Raw genomic sequence first — 20091 nt, 5'->3', positions numbered from 1 at the left:
AGTTGTTGCGGCGGACGGTCGCCGCGATCCGGCCGCTCGACGCCGCCGCGATGGACGCCGCCCGCGCCCGCCACGGCCGGCTGACCAAGCCGGCCGGCTCGCTGGGCACCCTGGAGGAGCTGTCGATCCGGCTCAGCGGCTTGGCCGGGGTATGCCCGCCGCCGCTGCTCGATCCGGCGACGGTCGCGATCTTCGCCGGTGACCACGGTGTACACGCGCAAGGCGTCACTCCGTGGCCGCAGGAGGTCACGGCCCAGATGGTCGCCAACTTCGTGGCCGGTGGCGCGGTGGTCAACGCGTTCGCTCGGCAGACCGGCGCGCACGTGACGGTGGTGGACGTCGGGGTGGCCGCGACCCTGCCCGACGAGGCCAAACTCGTGGCGGCCAAGGTCCGGCCAGGCACCCGCGACTTCACCGTCGAGCCCGCGCTCACGCGTGAGGAGGCCGAACGCGCGCTGGAGGTCGGCATCACCGTCGCCCACCAGCTCGTCGACGCCGGTACGCGCATCCTCATCACCGGCGACATGGGCATCGCGAACACCACACCCGCCGCTGCCCTGATCGCGGCGTTCACCGGGGCCGATCCGGGGCGCGTCACGGGCCTCGGAACGGGCATCGACAGCGACACCCACAGCAAGAAGATCGCCGTCATCCGCAAGGCGCTGGAGATGCACCAGCCGGACCCGGCCGACCCGGTCGGCGTACTGGCGGCCGTGGGCGGCCTCGAACACGCCGCGCTCGCCGGGCTCATCCTCGGCGGGGCGGCGCGACGCGTACCGGTGCTGTTGGACGGGGTCATCGCCTGCTCGGCGGCGGTCGCCGCGGTCGAACTCGCGCCGGACGCCGCGACCGCCCTGATCGCCGGCCACCTCTCGGTCGAGCCGGGGGCCGCGGTCGCGCTCGCGCACCTCGATCTCGATCCGCTGCTCGATCTCGGGCTGCGGCTCGGCGAGGGGACCGGTGCCCTGCTCGCGTTGCCCATCGTCGCCTCGGCGGTACGCGTACTGCACGAGGTGGCCACCTTCGACTCGGCTGGTGTCACGGAGAAATGAGCACGTTGTACCCCCTCGGTCTGCGGCTGGACGGCCGCCGGGTGGTGGTCGTCGGCGGGGGCGCCATCGCCACGCGACGCATCCCGGCGTTGTTGGAGGCGGGCGCGGATCTGCTCGTCGTCGCGCCCGACCTGACGCCCGCCTTGCAAGGACTGCGTGACGCGGGCCGGTTCCAGTGGCGCGCTCGGCCCTTCGAACCGTCCGACTTGGACGGTGCCTGGCTGGTGCACGTCGCCGTGGACGACCCCGCTGCCGCGGCTGAGGTGAGTTCGGTGGCCGAGGAACTCCGGGTGTTCTGCGTACGCGCCGACGACCGGCACGCGGCAACCGCGTGGACCCCGGCGGTGACCCGGCACGGGCCGGTGACCGTGGCAGTGCTGGGCGGAGGATCGCCCCGGCTGTCGATGAGCGTGCGCGACCGGATCGCGGCGTTGCTGGCGTCCTCGGCGGACACCGATCGGCTGCCCGGGACGGTCGCCCTCGTCGGCGGCGGGCCGGGCGACGCCGAGCTGATCACGGTCAAGGGACGGCGGCTGCTGAACGCCGCCGACGTGGTGGTCGCCGATCGGCTCGCGCCCGGCGTACTGCTGGACGAGCTGCGTCCCGAGGTCGAGGTGGTCGACGTCGCCAAGCTGCCCTACGGTGCGGCGGCGGCGCAGGAGCACATCAACGCGCTGCTCGTGGAGCGGGCGCTCGCCGGGAAGTTCGTCGTACGCCTCAAGGGCGGCGACCCGTTCGTCTTCGGCCGGGGCGGCGAGGAGGCGCTGGCCTGCGCTGAGGCCGGCGTACCGGTGGTCGTAGTGCCCGGCGTCAGCAGCGCGATCTCGGTGCCCGCCGTCGCGGGGATCCCGGTGACCCACCGCGGCGTCACCCATGAGTTCACCGTGGTCTCCGGCCACCTCGCGCCCTCGTCGTCGCAGTCGCTGGTCGACTGGACCGCGCTGGGCCGGTCGCGAGGCACCGTCGTGGTGCTGATGGGACTGCGGCACCTGGCAGAGATCGCGTCGACCCTGATCGCGGCCGGACGGAACCCGGCGACCCCAGCGGCGGCGATCCAGGAGGGCACGACGTCCCAGCAGGTCGTCGTCCGCGCTCCGCTCGCCGAGATCGCGGCGGCCGCCGCCGATCTGCGTACGCCGGTCATCACCGTCATCGGTGAGGTCGTTTCCGTGCCTCTGTCCGGAACTGCGCCATTTGCGGATATTTAGCCGATATAACTAGTGAGTGAGCGCTAGAGGCAAACTTGGGGGAATCAAGTGGGTCGGCCTGGCCGGAGTGGTCGTCGCACTGCTCGGCAGCGGGCACATCCTGGGCCGGATGACGGCCGCTGAACCGCGTACCGCCCCCCACGCCGCACCCACTTCCAGCGCCGCGCCCGCGGAGGAGCTCGCCAAGGAAGGCACCCAGGCCGGAGTGGCCCAGGGTCCGGCGCTCGCGGCGGTCCCCGCGCCCCGGCGCGTACCGATCACCGGACCGAACCGGCCACCGCTGCCCCGGGAGGCCCGTGGACCCTTCGGCAGCCGGGTCACCACCGGCTATCCCGACATCGCGCTGACCTTCGACGACGGGCCCGACCCCCAATGGACGCCCCAGGTGCTGGACCTGCTCCGGGCGTACCACATCAAGGCGACCTTCTGCGTGATCGGCGTGATGGCGGCGGAGTTCCCGCAGTTGGTCCGGCAGATCGTGGCCGAAGGCCACACGCTGTGCAATCACAGCTGGCAGCACGACGTGGGCCTGGGGCTGCGCGGCGAGGCCGCGATCACCGCGGACCTGCGGCGGACCAACGACGCCATCCACCGCGCGGTCCCGGGCGCCCGGGTCTCCTACTTCCGGCAACCGGGCGGAGCCTGGACCCCGGCGGTCGTCGCGGCCGCGACCAGCCTGGGCATGAGCCCGCTGCACTGGCAGGTGGACCCGCGGGACTGGGCGAAACCGCCGTCCCGGAGCATCGCGATGACCGTCATCAGCCACACCATGCCGGGCTCGATCGTGCTGATGCACGACGGCGGCGGCAACCGGCAGAACACCGTGACCGCGCTGCGGTCCGTGCTGCCGAACCTGGTGACCCGTTTCCACCTGGAGGCGCTCCCGCCCGGCGTCGATCCGCCGAAGCTCTACGGCGTCAGCCGGCCGCTGCACGCGGGGCAGGTCTGACCCCGGCTCCACGCGGCTTGCCGCGAGGTCTGACGCCGGCTCGACGCGGCTTGCCGCGAGGTCTGATGCCGGCTCCACGCGGCTTGCCGCGAGGTCTGACGCCGGCTCCACGCGGCTTGCCGCGTTTTCCGGGATAACGCTGGCTTCAGGGCGGGCTGAGACCGCGTTATCCCGGAAAACGCGAACGGGCGGCGCGAACGGGCGGGGCGAACGGCGGCTCAGCGGATGTTGCTCGTGTGGCCGAGGGAGTACTGGCCCGGCTGCGGCCAGACGAGCAGTCCGTGCGGACCGGAGCCGACCGGAATGCGCGCCCGGAGCTGACCGGTGTTCGTGTCGATCGCGTAGACCTCGCTGTGGTAGCGACCGGCCAGCCACAACGTCTTCCCGTCGGCCGAGACCGCGCCCATGTCCGGGCTGCCGCCGCCGGGGATCCGCCACTTCGTGATCGGCTTGCGGGTCGCCACGTCCAGCACGGAGATGCTGCCCTCGTCCCGGTTCGAGACGAAGGCGCGCTTGCCGTCGCGGCTGAAGTAGATGCCGTGCGCGCCGCGCCCGGTCGCAATGAAGCCGGTACGCCGATTCGCCTGCGCGTCGAAGACGTAGACCCCGTTCGCGTGCATGTCGGCGGTGAAGAACGCCGACCCGTCCGGCAGCAGCCGCGTGTCCTGCGGCATCCCGTCGGGCACCACGTCGAGCGGCAGATCCCGGACCAGTTTGCCGGCCGCCACGTCGATCACGACCATCCTGTTCGCGAACTCGCAACTGGCCAGGGCCAGCTTGCCGTCGACGGTGAAGTCCATGTGATTGATCCCCTCGCACTGGGGGAAACTCGCCGACTTCACCAGCTTCCACGACTTCGGGTCGTAGAAGTCGATCCGCTGGTACGCCTCGGCCACCACCCAGGCGTACTTGCCGTCCGGGGTGAAGTAGAGGTTGTAGACGTCCTGCACCGGGATGATCTTCCCCGGCTTGCCCGTCCGGGGATCGATCGGCAGCACTGACCCGCCCGGTACCCGGCTCGACGTGACATAGAGCGTACGCATGTCGTAGGACGGCACGACGTGCTGCGGTTCGGCGCCCCCGTAGAAGTGGTCGACCACCTTGTAGGTGACCGGATCGATGACGTCCACATCGTCGCTCTGCGTGTTCGGCACGTAGACCAAGGCCTTGTCCGCCTTGACATCCGCGCGCAGGAGATTGGCCGCTGCGTCGGCGTACACGTTGAGTTTGCCGGTGGTCGGGCTCGCGCTCGGACTCCCGCCCGAGCTTGCGCTTGCCAGGGGAGCGGCGGTGTCGGCGGTGTCCTTGCGCGGGCTGTCCGCGCAGGCCGCGGGGAGCGCTAGGGCACAGATCAGCAGGACGGCGGTGTATCGACGCACCCTGGTGACGATATGTGTGATTTGTGGCTAAGGGGCGGCAATTCGCTGGCGTGGCACCGGGTTTCCGCCGATCAGGACCGGCAGTGGGTCCTGCGTCAGACTCCATCCGCGCATCTCGGGCGACAGATATCCGAGCAGCCGGTGGATCGTGAGGTGATCGGCGGCGAGGTGGCGATGGTAGATGGGCTCGTGGTGCCCGATCCGGTTCCTCAGATGGAGGACGAACTTCAGTTCGGCCCGCAGGGTGCCCCGTGGGCCGTGGTAGTGCGGAAAGGCCCGGTGCAGACCGCGCCGCCACAGCTCGGCGTCGAACTGGGAATCGAGGAGTCCGACCCAGAACCCGAGCATCATCTCAGCGACCAGAGTGTCTTTGGTGAGTGCTCGCCGGTTGTATCGCAGCCGCGCCATGGCCTCGTTGAGCTTGATGCGAGACTTCGGATCCTGCCCCAGAACGCAGTGCTCCCACCACTGATGAGGTCGGGCCAGAATCTCCAGTTGCTCGACCAGAGCGTTTCTGAGCGTCACTTCGAGATTGCACAATGGCCGCAGAAAGCCGCCTGCAATGTCTTGGTTCCAGCGGTAGAGACTCAATGCTTCAGTAACGTCACCGCCGGTAGCTCTTAAGTACGTGGCGAGGCGGGCCGGGGAGATGGCGTCACAGACTTCTGAAAGCACTTGCGGATCCTCCTAGGCGCAGGCTAGAATGGTCACAGGAGCCCCGGGACCGCCTCTGCGAAAGCAAGCACCCGGGGCAAGCTCTTTTTCTGGCTCAGGGCAAATTAGACCCTCGCCGAATAGTCGCGCAAGTCGCTCGCGAATTCTCTTGTGGATAACTCTGCGCATTACCGCATTCTGTGGATAAGAAATGGGGTCCGCCTTTTCGGCGGACCCCATTAATCGCTAGAAGTGCGGTTGTGTTCGGCAGAGAGTTGATCTCCGGAAGTCGGAGTACCTCATCCCAGAGCGGTTGGGTACTCAGGCTTCCGGAGATCACCGCCGCCCGCGCAACCCCAGGACCGGTGCGGCACCGGCGCCGACAAGCGGCGAAGGAGCGTTATGAGTCGAGCAGGGTGGCGCAGCGGATCAGGCCGAGGTGGCTGTAGGCCTGCGGGTGGTTGCCCAGGCCGCGTTCGGAGTCCGGCTCGTACTGCTCGGGCAGCAGTCCGGTCGGGCCGGCCGTGTCGATCATCAGCTCGAAGAGCTCCTCGGCGTCGGCCCGCCGCCCCGTCCGCAGGTAGGCCTCGATGAGCCAGGCGGTGCAGATGTGGAAGCCGCCTTCCCGGCCGGGCAGGCCGTCGTCCCACCGGTACCGGTAGACGACCGGACCGCTGCGGAGGTCGGCTTCGATGGCGAGCACGGTGGACAGGAAGCGGGGGTCGTCGTCGGCGAGCAGGCCGGACAGCCCGATCCAGAGGGACGACGCGTCCATCTCGGTATGTCCGTAGGCCACCGAGTACGCCTGCACCTCCTCGTTCCAGCCGTAGGTGAGGACGTTCTCCGCGATCTTGTCGCGCAGGGCCACCCACCCGCTGTGGTCGGCGGTGCTGTGGTGCCGGGCGACCGACAGTGCGCGGTCGACCGTCATCCAGCACATGACCTTCGAGTACACGTGGTGCCGGGGCGCGATGCGGGCTTCCCAGAGTCCGTGGTCGGGCTCGTGCCAGCGGCGTTCGACCGCCTGGACCATCGCCTCGAGGACTCGCCACTCCTCGTCGCGTACCTTGCCGCGCTTTTCGACGACCGCCGCGAGGAGGTCGGCGATTGGGCCGAAGACGTCGAGCTGGAGTTGGGCGTCGGCGGCGTTGCCCACGCGGACCGGCCGGGAGCCGGCGTATCCGGGGAGGGTGTCGATGACCGCCTCCGGGCCGAGCGGGTAGCCGTCGATGCCGTAGAGCGGGTGCAGCCGCTCCGGGTGCCCGCCCGTACGCTCGACGCAGCCGTCGACCCAGCGCAGGAACGCCTCGGCCTCCTCCAGCGAACCGAGGTCCACCAGGGCGCGGGCGGTCATCGCCGCATCCCGGAGCCAGCAGTAGCGGTAGTCCCAGTTGCGTACGCCGCCCAGCTCCTCGGGCAGCGACGTGGTGGCCGCCGCGAGGATGCCGCCCGTCGGCTGGTGGCACAGCCCACGGAGGGTCAGCGCGCTGCGGAGGGTGAGTTCGCGGTGCTTGGCCGGCAGTTTGAGCGTGCTCGCCCAGTCCCGCCAGGGCCGTTCGGCGGACTCCAGACGTTCCACGGACGGGATCGGGTGCGGAGTCGCGTCGTGCGAGCCGAACTTCAGGTCGAGGGTCAGCTCTCCGCCGAGCGCGGCGAGGTCGACGCGGGCGCGGGCCGAGCCGCGATCGGTGTCGATCTCCCAGTCCACTCCCGGGCTGCAGAGCGCGGCCGGCTCGTTCGAGCCCAGCACCAGCACGCCGCCATCGCCGATGGGCTGCAGGCTGACCGCCACTTGCCCGAATCCGGGGCGCGGCGCGAACTCCAGCATGGCGGGGACGTTTCCGCTGATCCGCCGGATCAACGAGTCCCCGGCGAGCCAGTCGGTGACGGTCAGCCCTGACCATCGAGTCTCGACAGTCATGGTGCCGGGCCGGTAACGCTGGCCGAGTGGCGTACCGCCGCGTTCCGGGCGGACCGTGAAGTGCCCGGCGGGGGAACCGCCGACGAGGTCGGCGAAGATCGCCGAGGAGTCCGGTCGCGGGTGGCAGAGCCAGGAGATCCGGGCGTCCGGGGTGACGAGCGCGACGGTGTTGCCGTCGGCCAGCATCGAGTGCCGCTCGATCGGGACCGCCCGTTCGCCGAACAGCCAATGCCGCCGCGTCTCCAGCAGCAACCCGAGGACACGGGCTGCCTGGAAGGGATCGGCGACCCGGTACGGCGCTGCGGTCTCACCCGGCCCGACCTTGATGCCGACGTCGGGACCGTGCAGTTGCTTGAAGGCGTTCTCGTCGGTGACGTCGTCGCCCACGAAGAGCACTGCGCTCGCCGACAACTGCGTACGCAGAGCGTCGATCGCGGTGCCCTTGTGCGTCGAGATCACCGACAGCTCGATGACCTCCTTGCCATGGGTCACGTGCACGTCCGGCCAGGACGCCGGGCCTTTGCGGACCGCGTCGGCGGCGGCCGCCGCGATCGCCGGTTCGACGCCCCGGGTGTGTACGGCGATCGACGCCGGTTTGGCCTCCAGCCGGATGCCCTCGAACTGCGCGGCGATCGAGTTGAGTTCCGACTGCAGCCGCGTACGCAACGCGACCAGTTCGGGGGCGAGTCGCTGGACGAAGCCGACGTCGAACTCGGAGCCGTGCGATCCGACGAGATGGACCTCACTGGGCAGCCGCGACAGGGCGGCGAGGTCACGTAGCGCGCGGCCGGAGACGACCGCGACGGTGGTCTGGGGGAGAGCGGCGAGGGATCGGATGGCCGCTACCGCCTCGGGGAGGGGTTTGGCCGCGGTGGGGTCTTCCACGATCGGCGCGAGGGTGCCGTCGTAGTCGCAGGCGACCAGGAGCTGCGGTACCCGGGCGATCCGGGTCACCGCCAGCCGGAGGTCGGGGTCGAAGCCGTCCGCGGGGACCACGTTCTCCGCGGCGGCGATGGAAAGTGCTGTGTTCATTAGAGGCTGCCCAGCTCGGTGAGGAACGATCGTGCCCAGTGCGCCACGTCGTTTCGGCGTAGGTGGCGTTGCATGATGGACATACGTTTGCGGGCTTCGTCCGGGTCAACGTGTACGGCTCGCAACAACGAGTCCTTGACGGCGTCCAGGTCATGTGGGTTGCACAGGAAAGCCTGGCGAAGCTCCGAGGCGGCCCCGGCGAATTCGCTCAAGACGAGCGCGCCGCCCGCGTCCGCGCGGGCGGCGACGTACTCCTTGGCGACCAGGTTCATGCCGTCCCGTAGTGGAGTGACCATCATGACGTCCGCCGCGCGGTAGAGCGCGGCGAGTTCACTGCGACTGTACGACTGGTGCAGATAATGCACAGCAGGCACGCCGACACGCCCGTAATCGCCGTTGATCCGACCGACCTCACGCTCGACTTTCACCCGCAAGGCCTGGTAATGCTCGACTCTTTCGCGGCTGGGCGTGGCCACCTGGACCATCACCGTCTCGGGGACGGTCAGCCGCCCCTCGGCGAGCAGCTCGCGGAACGCCTTCAACCGGTGCTCGATGCCCTTGGTGTAGTCGAGCCGGTCCACGCCGAGGATGACGGTCTTCGGCTCGCCCAGTTCGGTGCGGATCTGCTCGGCCCGCGTACGGATCAGCGGGTTGTCGGCCAGCCGGTCGATCTCGCCCACGTCGATCGAGATGGGGAAGGCCGCCGCCTTGACCCGGCGGTCCTCGTACTCGATGACGCTGCCGGAGACCGGGCAGCCCAGCACGTGGTGGGCCAGCCGGACGAAGTTCTGGGCGGCCAGCCGCTGCTGGAAGCCGACCAGGTCGGCGCCGAGCAGTCCGCGCATGATCTCGGCCCGCTGCGGCAGCTGCATGAACAGCTCGATCGGCGGGAACGGGATGTGCAGGAAGAACCCGATCCGCAGGTCCGGCCGGTGCTGGCGGAGCATCGCCGGGACCAGCTGGAGCTGATAGTCCTGGACCCAGACGGTCGCGTTCGGCGCGGCGACCTGGGCCGCCGCCTCGGCGAACCGCGCGTTGACCTCCCGGTAGGAGGCGGCCCACCGGCGCCGGAAGATCGGCGGCTCCACCGCGTCGTGGTAGAGCGGCCAGATCGTCGAGTTCGACATGCCCTCGTAGTAACGGGCGATCTCGTCCGCGTCGAGCGGCACCGGGTGCAACCTGATGCCGTCGACCATGAACGGCGCGGGCGCCGGCCCGGCCGATCCGGCCCAGCCGATCCACGTGCCGTCCCGCTGGACGAGTACCGGGTGCAACGCGGTGACCAGCCCGCCGGGGCTGCGCCGCCAGCGTCGTCCGCCGGCCCGTTCCTCGTCGGGGACCTCGTCGACCGGAAGTCGGTTGGCGACCACCACGAACGAGCTTCGTCCCGTCATGACCTGCATCCTATCGTGGCGATCTTGCGCTATTTCTCCCGGACGCGACGTTTGTACCCAGGCATGTCTGGGTAAACCCGCTGCTCAGGACCCTTCGCGCCACCGGTTCGTAATCGGCAGGCGGCGGTCCCGCCCGAAGGCCTTGAAGCTGATTTTCGTGCCCGGGGCGGACTGACGGCGCTTGTATTCGGCTCCGTCCGTCATTCGGATGACCTTGTCGACCAGCGCCGCGTCGTGCCCGGCCGCGATCAGTTGATCCCGGCCGAGGTCGCCGTCGACGTAGCCGGCCAGGATGGCGTCCAGCACCTCGTAGTCCGGCAGGCTGTCGGAGTCCAGCTGGCCCGGGCGCAGTTCGGCGCTCGGCGGCTTGCTGATGGAGTTCTCCGGGATCGGCGCGGCGATGCCGCCCGGCGCGACGGTGTTGCGCCACCGGGCGAGCTTCCAGACCAGCGTCTTGGGGACGTCCTTGAGCGGGTTGAACCCGCCGACGGAGTCGCCGTAGAGGGTGGAGTAGCCGACCGCCAGCTCGCTCTTGTTGCCGGTCGTCAGGACCAGATGACCCTCCTGATTGGACAACGCCATCAGGACCACACCGCGTACGCGGGCCTGCAGGTTCTCCTCCGCCAGCCCGGTGAGGGTCAGGCTGCCGAGGAAGGCGTCCACCATCGGCGCGATGGGCTGGACGCGGTAGTCCAGCCCGGTGCGCTCGGCCAGGTCCGCCGCGTCGCTCCTCGAGTGCTCCGACGAGTACGCGCTCGGCATGCTGACCCCGACGACCCGCTTCGGCCCGATCGCGTCGACGGCGATGGCCGCCACGACCGCGGAGTCGATGCCGCCGGACACGGCCACGACGACCGACTTGAAGCGGTTCTTCTCGACGTAGTCCCGCAGACCGAGGACGAGCGCGCCCCAGACCTCCGCCTCGTCCGGCAGCCGCTCGGCGACGCCGCCTACGGCGCGGTCGCCGGTGGGGTCTGCCCAGCTGGTGGCCAGTGGCTGGAGGCGTAGCGTCAGGCCGGCCGCGGCGCCGGGCGGAGTCCACTCCGGGTCGGCCGCGGGCAGGTCCAGGTCGTGCACGAGGAGTTCGGAGGTGAACTGCCCCGAGCGGGCGAGCAGCTCGCCCGTCGGGCCGACGATGATCGAGTCGCCGTCGAAGGTCAGCTCGTCCTGCCCGCCGACCATGTTCACGTAGGCCACGGCAGCCCCGGCCTCGACGGCGCGCCGTGCCACCAGGGGGAGGCGTACGTCGTCCTTGTTGCGCTCGTAGGGCGAGGCGTTGATGTTGACGACCAGCGACGCCTTGGCCGCCCCGGCGGCGGTGAACGGACCGCCCGGCTGCCAGATGTCCTCGCAGACGCTGAGGGCGATGTCGGCCGCCGTGCCGTCGGCCCAGGCCGCTCGGACGACGGTGAGGGTGTCGCCGGGGACGAAGTAGCGGTCCTCGTCGAAGACGCCGTAGTTGGGCAGGTGGTGCTTGTCGTAGGTGGTCACGACGGAGCCCCGGTGCAGCAGGGCTAGCGAGTCGCGCGGACCGTGCCGGACGGTCGAGTCGGCGCCCAGCCGGGCCGGTCCGTCGGCGTCCAGGTAGCCGACCACGACGGCCAGTTCCCCGAGCCCGTCGGCGGCCAGCTCCTCGGCCAGCTTGGCCAGCGCGGCCTTGGAGGCTTGCACGAACGACTCGCGGAAGGTCAAGTCCTCGATGGGGTAGCCGGTCAGCATCATCTCGGGGAACGCGACCAGGTGGGCACCGGCCTCCTGAGCACGCGCCGCGAAGGCGCGCACGGTGGTGGCGTTGCCGGTCAGGTCGCCGACGGTGGAGTTGACCTGGGCCAGAGCGATGCGCAGTGTCGGCATGCCCTCATTGTGCCTTTCCCACCCGCCGTTGGTTGGCGATGAGGTGCGTCACGTTCGTCACCACGATGGCCGGGGCGACCACCGCGACGACTCCCCGAAACGTCGGTTCCAGCTTCAGGGCCAGCACGATCGCGGTGATGCCGTTCTGCTGGGCCAGCCGCAGGTGCGCCCGGTCGAGGGCGGGCAGACCGCGGGTCAGCCAGCCGGCCACCACCCACTGCGCGGCGAACGCGGCGAGTCCCAGGGTCAGCCCACGCAGCGGATCCACCCCGCCGATCAGCAACGCGCCGAGCAGCAGCACCGCGCCGCCGAGCGCGATGTTCACCATCGTGGGCAGGGCCGCGGCCAGCCGTCGCGGCCGCAGGAACAACCCCACCAACGCGATCGCCAGGAGCCACAACTGCCAGACCGCCACGACCGCCGCGAGCACGAGCAGGCCCACGCGCCACCAGGTCCGCTTCGGCCCATAGTGGTACGCGAGGAAGGCGCCGACGGCGAGGGCGAGGTTCGCCCCGAGCTCCATGGCGTACGCCGAGAGCCCGGCGAGGACGCCGTCGCCGGGGTGCCCGCGGAGGTCGCCGACCACGCTCGCGGCCGAGACGGCCAGCACGACGGTCAGCGGATCGTCGAACGACGCCCACGCGGCGAGCAGCGATCGGGCGCGGCCGGACATCCGCCCGTCGCCGAGGGCGGCCGCCACCGACAACGGGTCGATCTGCGCCACGACGATGCCGAGCAGCAGGAAGAGCGGGTCGCGCCAGGCGAGGGCGAGGACGACCCCGATCAGCGTCGCCTTCACCAGTACGCCCACCGTCACGGCGAGCAGGATGACCCGCCGATCCCGCCGCGCCTCGGTCAGGTCGATCCCGTACGCGCTGCCGTAGAGCCCGATGGCGAGCAACGTCGCCGTCACGTAGGGATAGGCGGCGTACGCGATGATCTCGGCCGGCTGCGTTCCGCTGAGCCAGGCCGCCCCGAACCCGGCCGCCGCCGTGGCCAGCAGGAGCGCCGCCCGCCTCACCGGCGCCGTTCCAGCTCGGTCATCCGGGGGAAGCCCAGCGTGTGGCGGAGGTCGTCGACGAGCTTGGCGACCTTGGCGTCCGTGCGGTGGACCTGTTCCTGATCGAGGGTGACCGCCACGAGGTAGCGGCCGGTGTCGCGGTCGACCGTGAAGTAGTAGACCGCCCCGCGTTCCACGTCGAGCACGAGCCGGATCAGGACGCCCACGTCGAGGTCGCTGAAGGTGCGGTTGAAGCTCTCCAGCGCCGCCTCGACGGCCGGACCCTGCCGGTCGTACGCCTCCCGCCGGGCGTGCGACTCGACGAGCCCGTGGAAGGACCCCAGCGCGGGGTCGTCGAGCATGTCGACCCGGAAGACGCAGTCGTGCCCGGCGTAGTACGCGACGTAATGCAGATCCCCGGCGGACAACCGGCTGCGGCACAGCTCGGCCAGATTCTGGTGCGCTTCCGGGCGATAGGTGGCGAACCGCTTGACGTTGACCGATCGGGCCGGGGTCGCCTGGTCGGGGACGGTGACCGGCTGGTGCCGCCACGCGTCGCCGAAGGCGTACACGCCGATGGAACCGACGATCAGGCCGAAGCAGACCGAGACCGCGCCCACCGCGGCGTGGGCGACGCGGCCGTTGAACATGCCGTCGACCGAGGCGATGAGGAAGCCGTAGAGCGCGAGCATGATCCCCGCGGCCAGCAGGAAGACCGCCATGCTGAGGCGGAAGGTGACCATCGACGGCCGGCTCAGGTAGAGCACGAGCGAGATCAGGCCGACGACGCCGACCACGGTCGCGGCCCGGCTGAGGTTGTAGGACTCGCCCTTGATCAGCGCGAGCAGGAACTCGACCGCGATCGGGACGACGAGCGAACCGACCAGGATGGCGGCGAGCTTGCGGGTCCAGGAGGGGGTGAGGGGCACCCCCGGCATAGTAGGTCAGCGATGCGCCGGTGCGGTGCCCAGCAACGGATCGCCCAGCACCGCGAGCTTGTCGAGCGCCCGGCCGACCAGGTCCTGGACCTGGCGGTCCAACGCCGGTCCACCGGCCGGCCCGGTACGCCGCAGCACCGAGACCGTGTCGCCGACCCGGCTGATCGCGAGGTAGCCGGTCTGCTGCCCGGCCTTCGTCGTCAGCGTCATGCTCACGGTGTACGCGTCCCCGATGAGCAGACTCTCCACACTGGTCGAAGTGAGCCGCACCCGGGCTTTCGTGCCGTCGTCGAGGCGGGCCGTGAAGGTGCCGCAGGACTTGGCGGTCTGGCGGATGGCGTCCACCACCTCGGTCGCCTGGCCGCGCCCGAAGATCTGCACCGCCTGATCCAGCACATCGTCGTGGGCGCCGACGTGCCGGGCCGCCACCGGCGCCGGAGACATGCTGGGCGACGGCAGCAGGGAACGCAGCAGCGAAGCCGGATCGGCGACGAGATTCTGGCACCGCTCCGTACGCTTCGCCGGGCGTACCTTCGTGGGCGTCGGCCGAACCTCGAAGGCGGCGGGCAGGTCGCCGGCCTCCAGCAAGGCCGTCTGCAAGCTGGGCGCGGCCGACGCCGGTCCGGTCGGTGCCGAGACCGGTTCGCTGGGCCGCAAGCCGATGACGGCCAGGACGCTCAGCGCGACGACGGCGGCGCCACCCGTCACGATGCCGGTGAGCACGGCGTTCCGGCGGGCGGGTGAGAGGTACAGCTTTGCCACGTGCTGATCAACGCCTGGGCTTTCCGGGCGTGACGTGAGCAGCCCCGGTAACACCCGCGTAACGTGATCGGTGTTGACTGACCGACAGTCTGGCGCGCGCTGCGGAGCCGTGAGCGGCCTCCTCGCGCCAGCGCAAGCAGAGACAGCCGTGCCAAGAGGGGTCGTACGCCGTGGACCGTCAGCAGGAGTTCGTGCTCCGTACGTTGGAAGAGCGCGACATCCGATTTGTCCGGTTGTGGTTCACCGACGTCCTCGGCACCCTGAAATCGGTCAGCGTCGCGCCGGCCGAGCTGGAAGCCGCCTTCGACGAGGGCATCGGCTTCGACGGCTCGGCGATCGAGGGCTTCGCCCGGGTCTACGAGTCCGACATGGTGGCCATGCCCGACCCCACCACGTTCCAGGTCTTCCCGTTCGAGGGCGGCTCGTCCGGGGAGAGCGCCCGGATGTTCTGCGACATCCTGCTGCCGGACGGCAACGCCAGCTGGGCCGACCCGCGGCACGTGCTGCGCCGGTCGCTGTCGAAGGCGGCGGAGAAGGGCTTCACCTTCTACACCCACCCCGAGATCGAGTTCTTCCTGCTGGAAGGCGGCCCGAACGACGGCGGCGTGCCGACGCCGGTCGACTCCGGCGGCTACTTCGACCACACCACGCACGCGATCGCCCGGGACTTCCGGCGTCAGGCGGTACTGGCCCTGGAGCGGATCGGCATCTCGGTGGAGTTCAGTCACCACGAGGTCGCGCCCGGCCAGCAGGAGATCGACCTTCGGTACGCCGACGCGCTGACCACGGCGGACAACATCATGACCTTCCGGCACGTGATGCGGGAAGTGGCGCTGTCGCACGGCGTGCAGGCGACCTTCATGCCGAAGCCGTTCACCGACCAGCCCGGCAGCGGCATGCACACCCACCTCTCGCTGTTCGAGGGGGAGCGCAACGCCTTCCATGACCCGGCCGACCCGTACAAGCTCTCGGACGTCGCCCGGGCGTTCATCGCCGGCATCCTCACCCATGCGCGCGAATTCACCGCGGTCACCAACCAGTGGGTCAACTCCTACAAGCGGCTCTTCCCGCAGCAGCTGCCCGACCGCATCACGGAGGCCCCGGCGTACGTGTGCTGGGGGCACCGGAACCGGTCGGCGCTCGTGCGGGTTCCGGCGTACGGCAAGCCCAACTCGGCCCGGGTCGAGGTGCGCTCGCTCGACAGCGCGTGCAACCCCTATCTGGCGTACGCGGTCCTGTTGGGCGCGGGGCTGAAGGGCATCGAGGCCGGCTACGAACTGCCGCCGGGGGCGGAGGACGACGTCTGGTCGCTGTCCAACTCCGAGCGCAAGGCGATGGGCTACGAGTCCTTGCCGGAGAACCTGGCCGAGGCGATCGACGTGATGGCCGGGTCCGAACTGGTCGCCGAGGTGCTGGGCGAGCACGTCTTCGACTTCTTCCTGCGGAACAAGCGAGCCGAGTGGGAGGAGTACCGCCGCGAGGTCACGCCCTACGAGCGGCGTCGCTACCTCGGCGCGCTGTAACCACGAAAGAACCCGCTGCGCCACGGCGTGGCGGGTTCTCTTTTGTTGACGGTACTTCGGTAAGCGCAGTAGTGTGCGGTGCGTGGATACGACCCAGCTCCTCAAGGGCGTCCTCGATCTCGCCGTGCTCGCGGTCCTCCGGGAGGAGGACGGCTACGGTTACGACATCCTGCGCCGCCTGCGGAGCGCCGGGCTGGACGAGATCGGCGACGCCTCGGTCTACGGCACGCTGCGCCGCCTCTTCGCGGCCGGCTATCTCACGACCTACGTGGTCCCCTCCGAGGAGGGGCCGCACCGGAAGTACTACTCGCTGAACCCGTCCGGTCGCAGCCAGCTGAAAAACGGCGGCGAGATCTGGCGCGGGTTCGCCGCCACGATGGACGCCCTGCTGGAGAGCCGATGAACCTCGACATTGCGCACTACGCGGCCGCCGTCGGTGCGGCGCTCGCCGACCTGCCCGACGACATCCGCGCCGAGCTGCTGGAAGACCTGCCCGCGCACCTCGCCGAGGTCGCGGCCGAGGTCGAGGCGGAGGGCGGCTCGCTGGAGGATCGGCTCGGCCCGCCGGCCGCCTACGCCGCCGAGCTGCGCGCCACCCTCGGCGCGTCGGTCCCGGCCAGCCGGGGGGCCCGCCTGTCCACCGCGGTGGCCCAGGCCAAGGGGCGGCTGCGGACCACCGATCGCCAGATCGGCAGAATCATCGGGTACGCGAGCCTGACCGAGTTCGGCCGGTTGCTCCGCCCCGCCTGGTGGGTGCTCCGGGGCTACCTCGCGGCCTGGATCCTGTGTGAGGTCCTCTCCGGAGGCAGTGGCCCGGAAGGCGCGCTGCCCCGGATCGGCGACAGCGTCGTGGGTGGACTGATCGTGGCCCTGGCGATGATCGTCGCGTCGGTCTGGCTGGGCCGCACCGCGGCGACCCGAGTCAAGCGCTGGCAGCGGGTCGGCTCCGGCGTGGTCTCCGCCGGACTCGTGCTGTTCGGGATCGGCCTCCTCGTCAACGTCGACGACCAGGCGACCCGGGAATACGGCGGCGGCTACTACCAGGAGTACCCCGGCCAATGGGTCGACGCCTCCTGGCAGGGCGGCGGCAACCTCGTGGTGGTGGACTCCAGGGGCCAGGTGCTCAACCAGGTCTCCGTGATCAACCTGGACAGCGAGTCCTACGTGGACGCGAAGATCCACAACTGTGACGCCATCCTGACCTGGGAGTACGAGCGCTGGCCGGTCCTGGCCCGGTTGTGCCGCCACCAGGGCCTGTTCCCGAGCGAGTCGCCGACCGGCGATCCCACCGCCACCCCCACCACCGCCACCCCGTCCGCCACCCCCACCGCAACCCCCACCACCACCCCCACCCGCTGATCATTGCGTCAGCCATGCTGCTTCGCGCGGCGATTTGTCCGCTCAAACAGCATGGCTGGCGCAATGATCACGCCGTCGCGAGGAGGGTGTCGCAGGCTTCGATGAGCCGGGCGCGAAGCGGAGCGGCGCGCTCGGCGAAGTCCTTCTGGCGCAGGGCGTACGCCGCCCGCCCCTCCGGCGTCTCGATCCGGACCGGTTCGTAGCCGAGATCGGCCAGGTCGTAAGGGCTGGCCTGCATGTCGAGTTCGCGGACGGCCCGGGACAGCTCGAAGCAGTCCGCCACCAGTTCGCTCGGCACGAGCGGGGACAGCTTGTACGCCCACTTGTACAGGTCCATGGTGGCGTGCAGGCAGCCCGGCTGCTCCAACTCCGGCTGGCGGTCGCGGGTGGGCGTCAGGATGTTCAGCGGACGGGCCGGCTCGGTGAAGAATCGGTACGCGTCGAAGTGCGTGCAGCGTACCCCTCGCTCTTCGACGACCTGGGCGGTCGCGGCCGGGGAGAGGCGCAGCGGCCAGGCGTTGTGGCGGACCTGCTCCTGGGTTTGGCGGTAGACCATGGCCCACTCGTGCAGGCCGAAGCAGCCGAGCTGGGGCGGCCGCGAGGCGGTCGCCGCGAGCAGGTCACGGATCCAGCGGATCGAGTCCGCGCGACGGCGCAGCAGCTCCGGGTCGACGGTCGTGCCGCCGGCGGCCGTGACGTACGGCGGCTGAGCCGGACCGTCGGCCAGGACCACGCCGAAACCCGGATGCCAGCGGCGGAGCTGCGCCGGGCGATGCGAGTAGTACGTGAACAGGAAGTCCTCGACCGGGTGTTTCACGCCGTCGCGGCGACGGGCCAGGTGGTGGCCGAGCCAGTGGTCCACGCGGGCCTCGTGCGCGGCCTGGCGTCGGCGCCACCGCTCGGTCGGCAGGACCTTCTCGCTCACGGTCCCAGGGTACGGCGATAGATTGGGCGTTGGAGATCGCGGGAGATCGCGAAGTACTGGGGGTTGTGGTGCGGATCGCACGCTTTGTTCATTCCGGCGGGATGTCCTTCGGCGTCGTCGAGGGCTCGTCCCCGACCGGCGACTCCGGCGGGACCGAGGGCCTGACCGTCGCGGCGATCAAGGGCCATCCGTTCGGCGAGCTGGATTTCACGGGCGAGCGCTGGGCGCTGGCCGACGTGCGGCTGCTGTCGCCGATCCTGCCCAGCAAGGTCGTCTGCGTCGGCCGCAACTACGCCGAGCACGCCGCCGAACTCGGCAACGCGGTGCCCAAGGAGCCGTTGCTGTTCCTCAAGCCGACGACGGCGGTCATCGGGCCGAACGACCCGATCCGGCTGCCGCCGCAGTCGCACCAGGTCGAGCACGAGGCCGAACTGGCCGTCGTGATCGGCGCCACCGGTGCGCGCCGGGTCGACCGGGCCGACGCGCTCAAGACGGTCTTCGGCTACACGTGCGCCAACGACGTCACCGCCCGCGACCTGCAGAAGGCCGACGTGCAGTTCACCCGGGCCAAGGGGTTCGACTCGTTCTGCCCGCTCGGTCCGTGGATCACCACCGGGATCGACGTCTCCGACCTGGAGGTGCGCTGCGAGGTGGGTCGCGCCGGTGACGAGCCGGAGGTACGCCAACTCGGCCGCACCAGCCAGTTCGTCTTCGACGTGGCGACCCTGATCTCCTACGTGTCGCACGTCATGACGCTGCTGCCGGGAGACGTGATCCTCACCGGTACGCCGGCCGGGGTCGGCCCGCTGACCGAGGGCGACATCGTCACGGTGAGTGTCGAAGGTGTGGGCACGCTCACGAACCCGGTGCTGAACCTCTAAAGCACGTTGATCGCGCGGGCGACGACCAGAGCGACCACGGTGACGGAGACCGCCGACTCGAACATCATGGTCAGCTTGGCCCAGCGGCTCATCGGCATGGTGTCGGTGGGGCTGAACGCCGTCGCGTTGGTGAACGAGACGTAGAAGTAGTCGACGAAGCCGGGCTCCCAGTCCGGCTTCGCCAGATCCCGGGCGGTCATCTGCGGGAAGAGGAAGTCGGGCCGGTCCTTGCGGGCGTTCGCGCGCGCTGCCGGACCGCCCGAATCGAGTTCCCAGTACCAGAGCCCGAAGACGATGACGTTCGTGAGCCAGACCGCCCCGCCGGTCAACAGCAGGACGCCCGGCGACAGCCCGCGTACCTCGTCGTGCTTCGTGGCGATGTCATAGACGAGCCGGCCGGCGGCGTACGCGTTGGCGACGCTGGCCGCCGCGACCAGGGTCAGCCCGAGCCACCGAAGCCAGCGGGTCTCCCGGTTCACCCGGCCCGGATTCGACAGGAGCAGCACCAGCAGCAGTACGCCCTCGACGGCCGGAATCAGCCAGCCGGGACGGACGTCGAGCGCGTGCGAAACCTTGAGCTGCAAGCCGATCATCACCAGCACGGCGAGCGCGGCCGGCGTACGGTGTTCGCCCCGGGTGGGGCGCAGCCAGGCGGGAAGGACATCGACCACACCCGCAGCGTAGTGCGCCTCACGAAACGCAGGGGGATACCGGTTTGGCGCGTCCCGAGCCGGTCGGGTAAAGTTCCTCCTCGGCACCGCAAGGTGCCAATGGGGTATGGGGTAATTGGCAGCCCAACTGATTCTGGTTCAGTTAGTCTAGGTTCGAGTCCTGGTACCCCAGCAACCGAGCGCGAACAGCGATTTCGCGCGAGGGAGCTGGATCTGGTAAGGTTCAGTTCGCCGCCGGAAGGCGGCAAAAGTGTGAATACGGAAAGTTCTACGGCCCCGTCGTCTAGCGGCCTAGGACGCCGCCCTCTCAAGGCGGTAGCGCCGGTTCGAATCCGGTCGGGGCTACAGACAAGCGCCGCACTCCTCGGGGTGCGGCGCTTCTCGTTGCACTGCGCTTGTGCTTGCTGCGCCGTCGGTGCTTCTGCGCTGGATCAGGGTTCGCTTCTGCGCTGGATCAGGGTTCCGGGTCGAATCTTGGTCCAAGATTCGACCCAGAACCCAGATCCAGCGCCCCAACCACCGGGGGCGGCACCCCACACACACGCCAGTATCTATTAACACCCCCCACCCCAAGTTGTGATTGAACTAA

17 protein-coding genes and 2 tRNA genes are annotated in these 20091 nt (G+C 70.0%); 9 read left to right on the top strand and 10 right to left on the bottom strand.

What is annotated here, in order from left to right:
* Positions 1 to 2: 2 nt before the first annotated feature.
* From cobT to AB0H43_RS19380, 3 genes are read left to right on the top strand one after another with little or no spacing between them, the layout of a single operon-like run.
* Entirely contained in the window at positions 3 to 1052 is a 1050-nt protein-coding gene (gene cobT, locus AB0H43_RS19390; protein WP_360000910.1) for a nicotinate-nucleotide--dimethylbenzimidazole phosphoribosyltransferase, read from the top strand.
* Positions 1049 to 2260, top strand: a complete 1212-nt coding sequence (gene cobA / locus AB0H43_RS19385; RefSeq protein WP_360000764.1) for a uroporphyrinogen-III C-methyltransferase — start codon at positions 1049 to 1051, stop codon at positions 2258 to 2260. Before cobT ends, cobA begins: the two co-directional genes overlap by 4 nt.
* 16 nt (positions 2261 to 2276) lie before the next feature.
* Positions 2277 to 3209, top strand: a complete 933-nt coding sequence (locus AB0H43_RS19380) for a polysaccharide deacetylase family protein (protein ID WP_360000762.1) — start codon at positions 2277 to 2279, stop codon at positions 3207 to 3209.
* 218 nt (positions 3210 to 3427) lie between these two features.
* Here the strand turns inward: AB0H43_RS19380 and AB0H43_RS19375 are convergent, their stop codons facing one another.
* From AB0H43_RS19375 to AB0H43_RS19340, 8 genes are all read right to left on the bottom strand, one after another.
* The gene (locus AB0H43_RS19375) at positions 3428 to 4588 is read right to left on the bottom strand and encodes a beta-propeller fold lactonase family protein (RefSeq protein WP_360000760.1); all 1161 of its coding nucleotides are present in this window, start codon (positions 4586 to 4588) and stop codon (positions 3428 to 3430) included.
* A gap of 27 nt (positions 4589 to 4615) precedes the next feature.
* Positions 4616 to 5263, bottom strand: coding sequence for a hypothetical protein (locus AB0H43_RS19370; RefSeq protein ID WP_360000758.1), 648 nt, complete (start codon positions 5261 to 5263; stop codon positions 4616 to 4618).
* Between the two features lie 379 nt (positions 5264 to 5642).
* Positions 5643 to 8195, bottom strand: coding sequence for a trehalose-phosphatase (gene otsB, locus AB0H43_RS19365; RefSeq protein ID WP_360000756.1), 2553 nt, complete (start codon positions 8193 to 8195; stop codon positions 5643 to 5645).
* Positions 8195 to 9589, bottom strand: a complete 1395-nt coding sequence (locus tag AB0H43_RS19360; RefSeq protein WP_360000754.1) for a trehalose-6-phosphate synthase — start codon at positions 9587 to 9589, stop codon at positions 8195 to 8197. The genes otsB and AB0H43_RS19360 overlap by 1 nt, the downstream gene beginning before the upstream one ends.
* An 84-nt stretch (positions 9590 to 9673) precedes the next feature.
* Positions 9674 to 11443: an NAD+ synthase gene (locus AB0H43_RS19355; protein ID WP_360000752.1), complete on the bottom strand. Its 1770-nt coding sequence runs from the start codon at positions 11441 to 11443 to the stop codon at positions 9674 to 9676.
* Positions 11444 to 11447: 4 nt separating this feature from the next.
* Entirely contained in the window at positions 11448 to 12464 is a 1017-nt protein-coding gene (locus AB0H43_RS19350; RefSeq protein ID WP_360000750.1) for a cation:proton antiporter, read from the bottom strand.
* Entirely contained in the window at positions 12461 to 13372 is a 912-nt protein-coding gene (locus AB0H43_RS19345) for a hypothetical protein (RefSeq protein WP_360000748.1), read from the bottom strand. Before AB0H43_RS19345 ends, AB0H43_RS19350 begins: the two co-directional genes overlap by 4 nt.
* A 15-nt stretch (positions 13373 to 13387) precedes the next feature.
* Positions 13388 to 14143: a hypothetical protein gene (locus AB0H43_RS19340; protein WP_360000746.1), complete on the bottom strand. Its 756-nt coding sequence runs from the start codon at positions 14141 to 14143 to the stop codon at positions 13388 to 13390.
* A gap of 170 nt (positions 14144 to 14313) precedes the next feature.
* Between AB0H43_RS19340 and glnA the strand changes: the two genes are divergently transcribed.
* The 3 genes from glnA (at position 14314) to AB0H43_RS19325 (ending at position 17025) form a co-directional block, all read left to right on the top strand.
* On the top strand, positions 14314 to 15666 hold the full coding sequence (glnA, locus tag AB0H43_RS19335; protein ID WP_360000744.1) for a type I glutamate--ammonia ligase: 1353 nt from the start codon (positions 14314 to 14316) through the stop codon (positions 15664 to 15666).
* A gap of 82 nt (positions 15667 to 15748) precedes the next feature.
* On the top strand, positions 15749 to 16069 hold the full coding sequence (locus tag AB0H43_RS19330; protein ID WP_360000742.1) for a PadR family transcriptional regulator: 321 nt from the start codon (positions 15749 to 15751) through the stop codon (positions 16067 to 16069).
* Complete coding sequence (locus AB0H43_RS19325) at positions 16066 to 17025, top strand: hypothetical protein (protein WP_360000740.1); 960 nt, start codon at positions 16066 to 16068, stop codon at positions 17023 to 17025. The genes AB0H43_RS19330 and AB0H43_RS19325 overlap by 4 nt, the downstream gene beginning before the upstream one ends.
* Before the next feature lie 67 nt (positions 17026 to 17092).
* On the opposite strand, the gene AB0H43_RS19320 is transcribed toward AB0H43_RS19325, so the two are convergent.
* The gene (locus AB0H43_RS19320) at positions 17093 to 17950 is read right to left on the bottom strand and encodes a 3-methyladenine DNA glycosylase (RefSeq protein ID WP_360000738.1); all 858 of its coding nucleotides are present in this window, start codon (positions 17948 to 17950) and stop codon (positions 17093 to 17095) included.
* A 68-nt stretch (positions 17951 to 18018) separates the two neighbouring features.
* On the opposite strand from AB0H43_RS19320, the gene AB0H43_RS19315 reads away from it, so the two are divergent.
* Positions 18019 to 18831 (top strand): fumarylacetoacetate hydrolase family protein, encoded by an 813-nt coding sequence (locus AB0H43_RS19315; RefSeq protein WP_360000736.1) that lies wholly within the window; start codon positions 18019 to 18021, stop codon positions 18829 to 18831.
* On the opposite strand, the gene AB0H43_RS19310 is transcribed toward AB0H43_RS19315, so the two are convergent.
* Complete coding sequence (locus AB0H43_RS19310; RefSeq protein WP_360000735.1) at positions 18828 to 19502, bottom strand: DUF1345 domain-containing protein; 675 nt, start codon at positions 19500 to 19502, stop codon at positions 18828 to 18830. The genes AB0H43_RS19315 and AB0H43_RS19310 overlap by 4 nt on opposite strands.
* Before the next feature lie 100 nt (positions 19503 to 19602).
* Here AB0H43_RS19310 and AB0H43_RS19305 point away from each other — a divergent pair.
* Both AB0H43_RS19305 and AB0H43_RS19300 read left to right on the top strand, forming a co-directional pair.
* A tRNA-Gln gene (locus AB0H43_RS19305) sits at positions 19603 to 19674 on the top strand.
* Positions 19675 to 19774: 100 nt separating this feature from the next.
* A tRNA-Glu gene (locus tag AB0H43_RS19300) sits at positions 19775 to 19847 on the top strand.
* The last annotated feature ends 244 nt before the right edge of the window (positions 19848 to 20091 follow it).

Source organism: Hamadaea sp. NPDC050747 (genome assembly GCF_040654195.1).
GTDB lineage: Bacteria > Actinomycetota > Actinomycetes > Mycobacteriales > Micromonosporaceae > Hamadaea.
Note: the sequence above shows the minus strand (reverse complement) of the source record. Positions and strands in the feature narration are given on the sequence as shown.

Bases quoted from the DNA above. Each gene is read 5' to 3' on its own strand.
- cobA (WP_360000764.1), top strand. From the start codon at position 1,049: ATGAGCACGTTGTACCCCCTCGGTCTGCGGCTGGACGGCCGCCGGGTG.
- otsB (WP_360000756.1), bottom strand. From the start codon at position 8,195: ATGAACACAGCACTTTCCATCGCCGCCGCGGAGAACGTGGTCCCCGCG.
- AB0H43_RS19360 (WP_360000754.1), bottom strand. From the start codon at position 9,589: ATGACGGGACGAAGCTCGTTCGTGGTGGTCGCCAACCGACTTCCGGTC.
- AB0H43_RS19355 (WP_360000752.1), bottom strand. From the start codon at position 11,443: ATGCCGACACTGCGCATCGCTCTGGCCCAGGTCAACTCCACCGTCGGC.
- AB0H43_RS19325 (WP_360000740.1), top strand. From the start codon at position 16,066: ATGAACCTCGACATTGCGCACTACGCGGCCGCCGTCGGTGCGGCGCTC.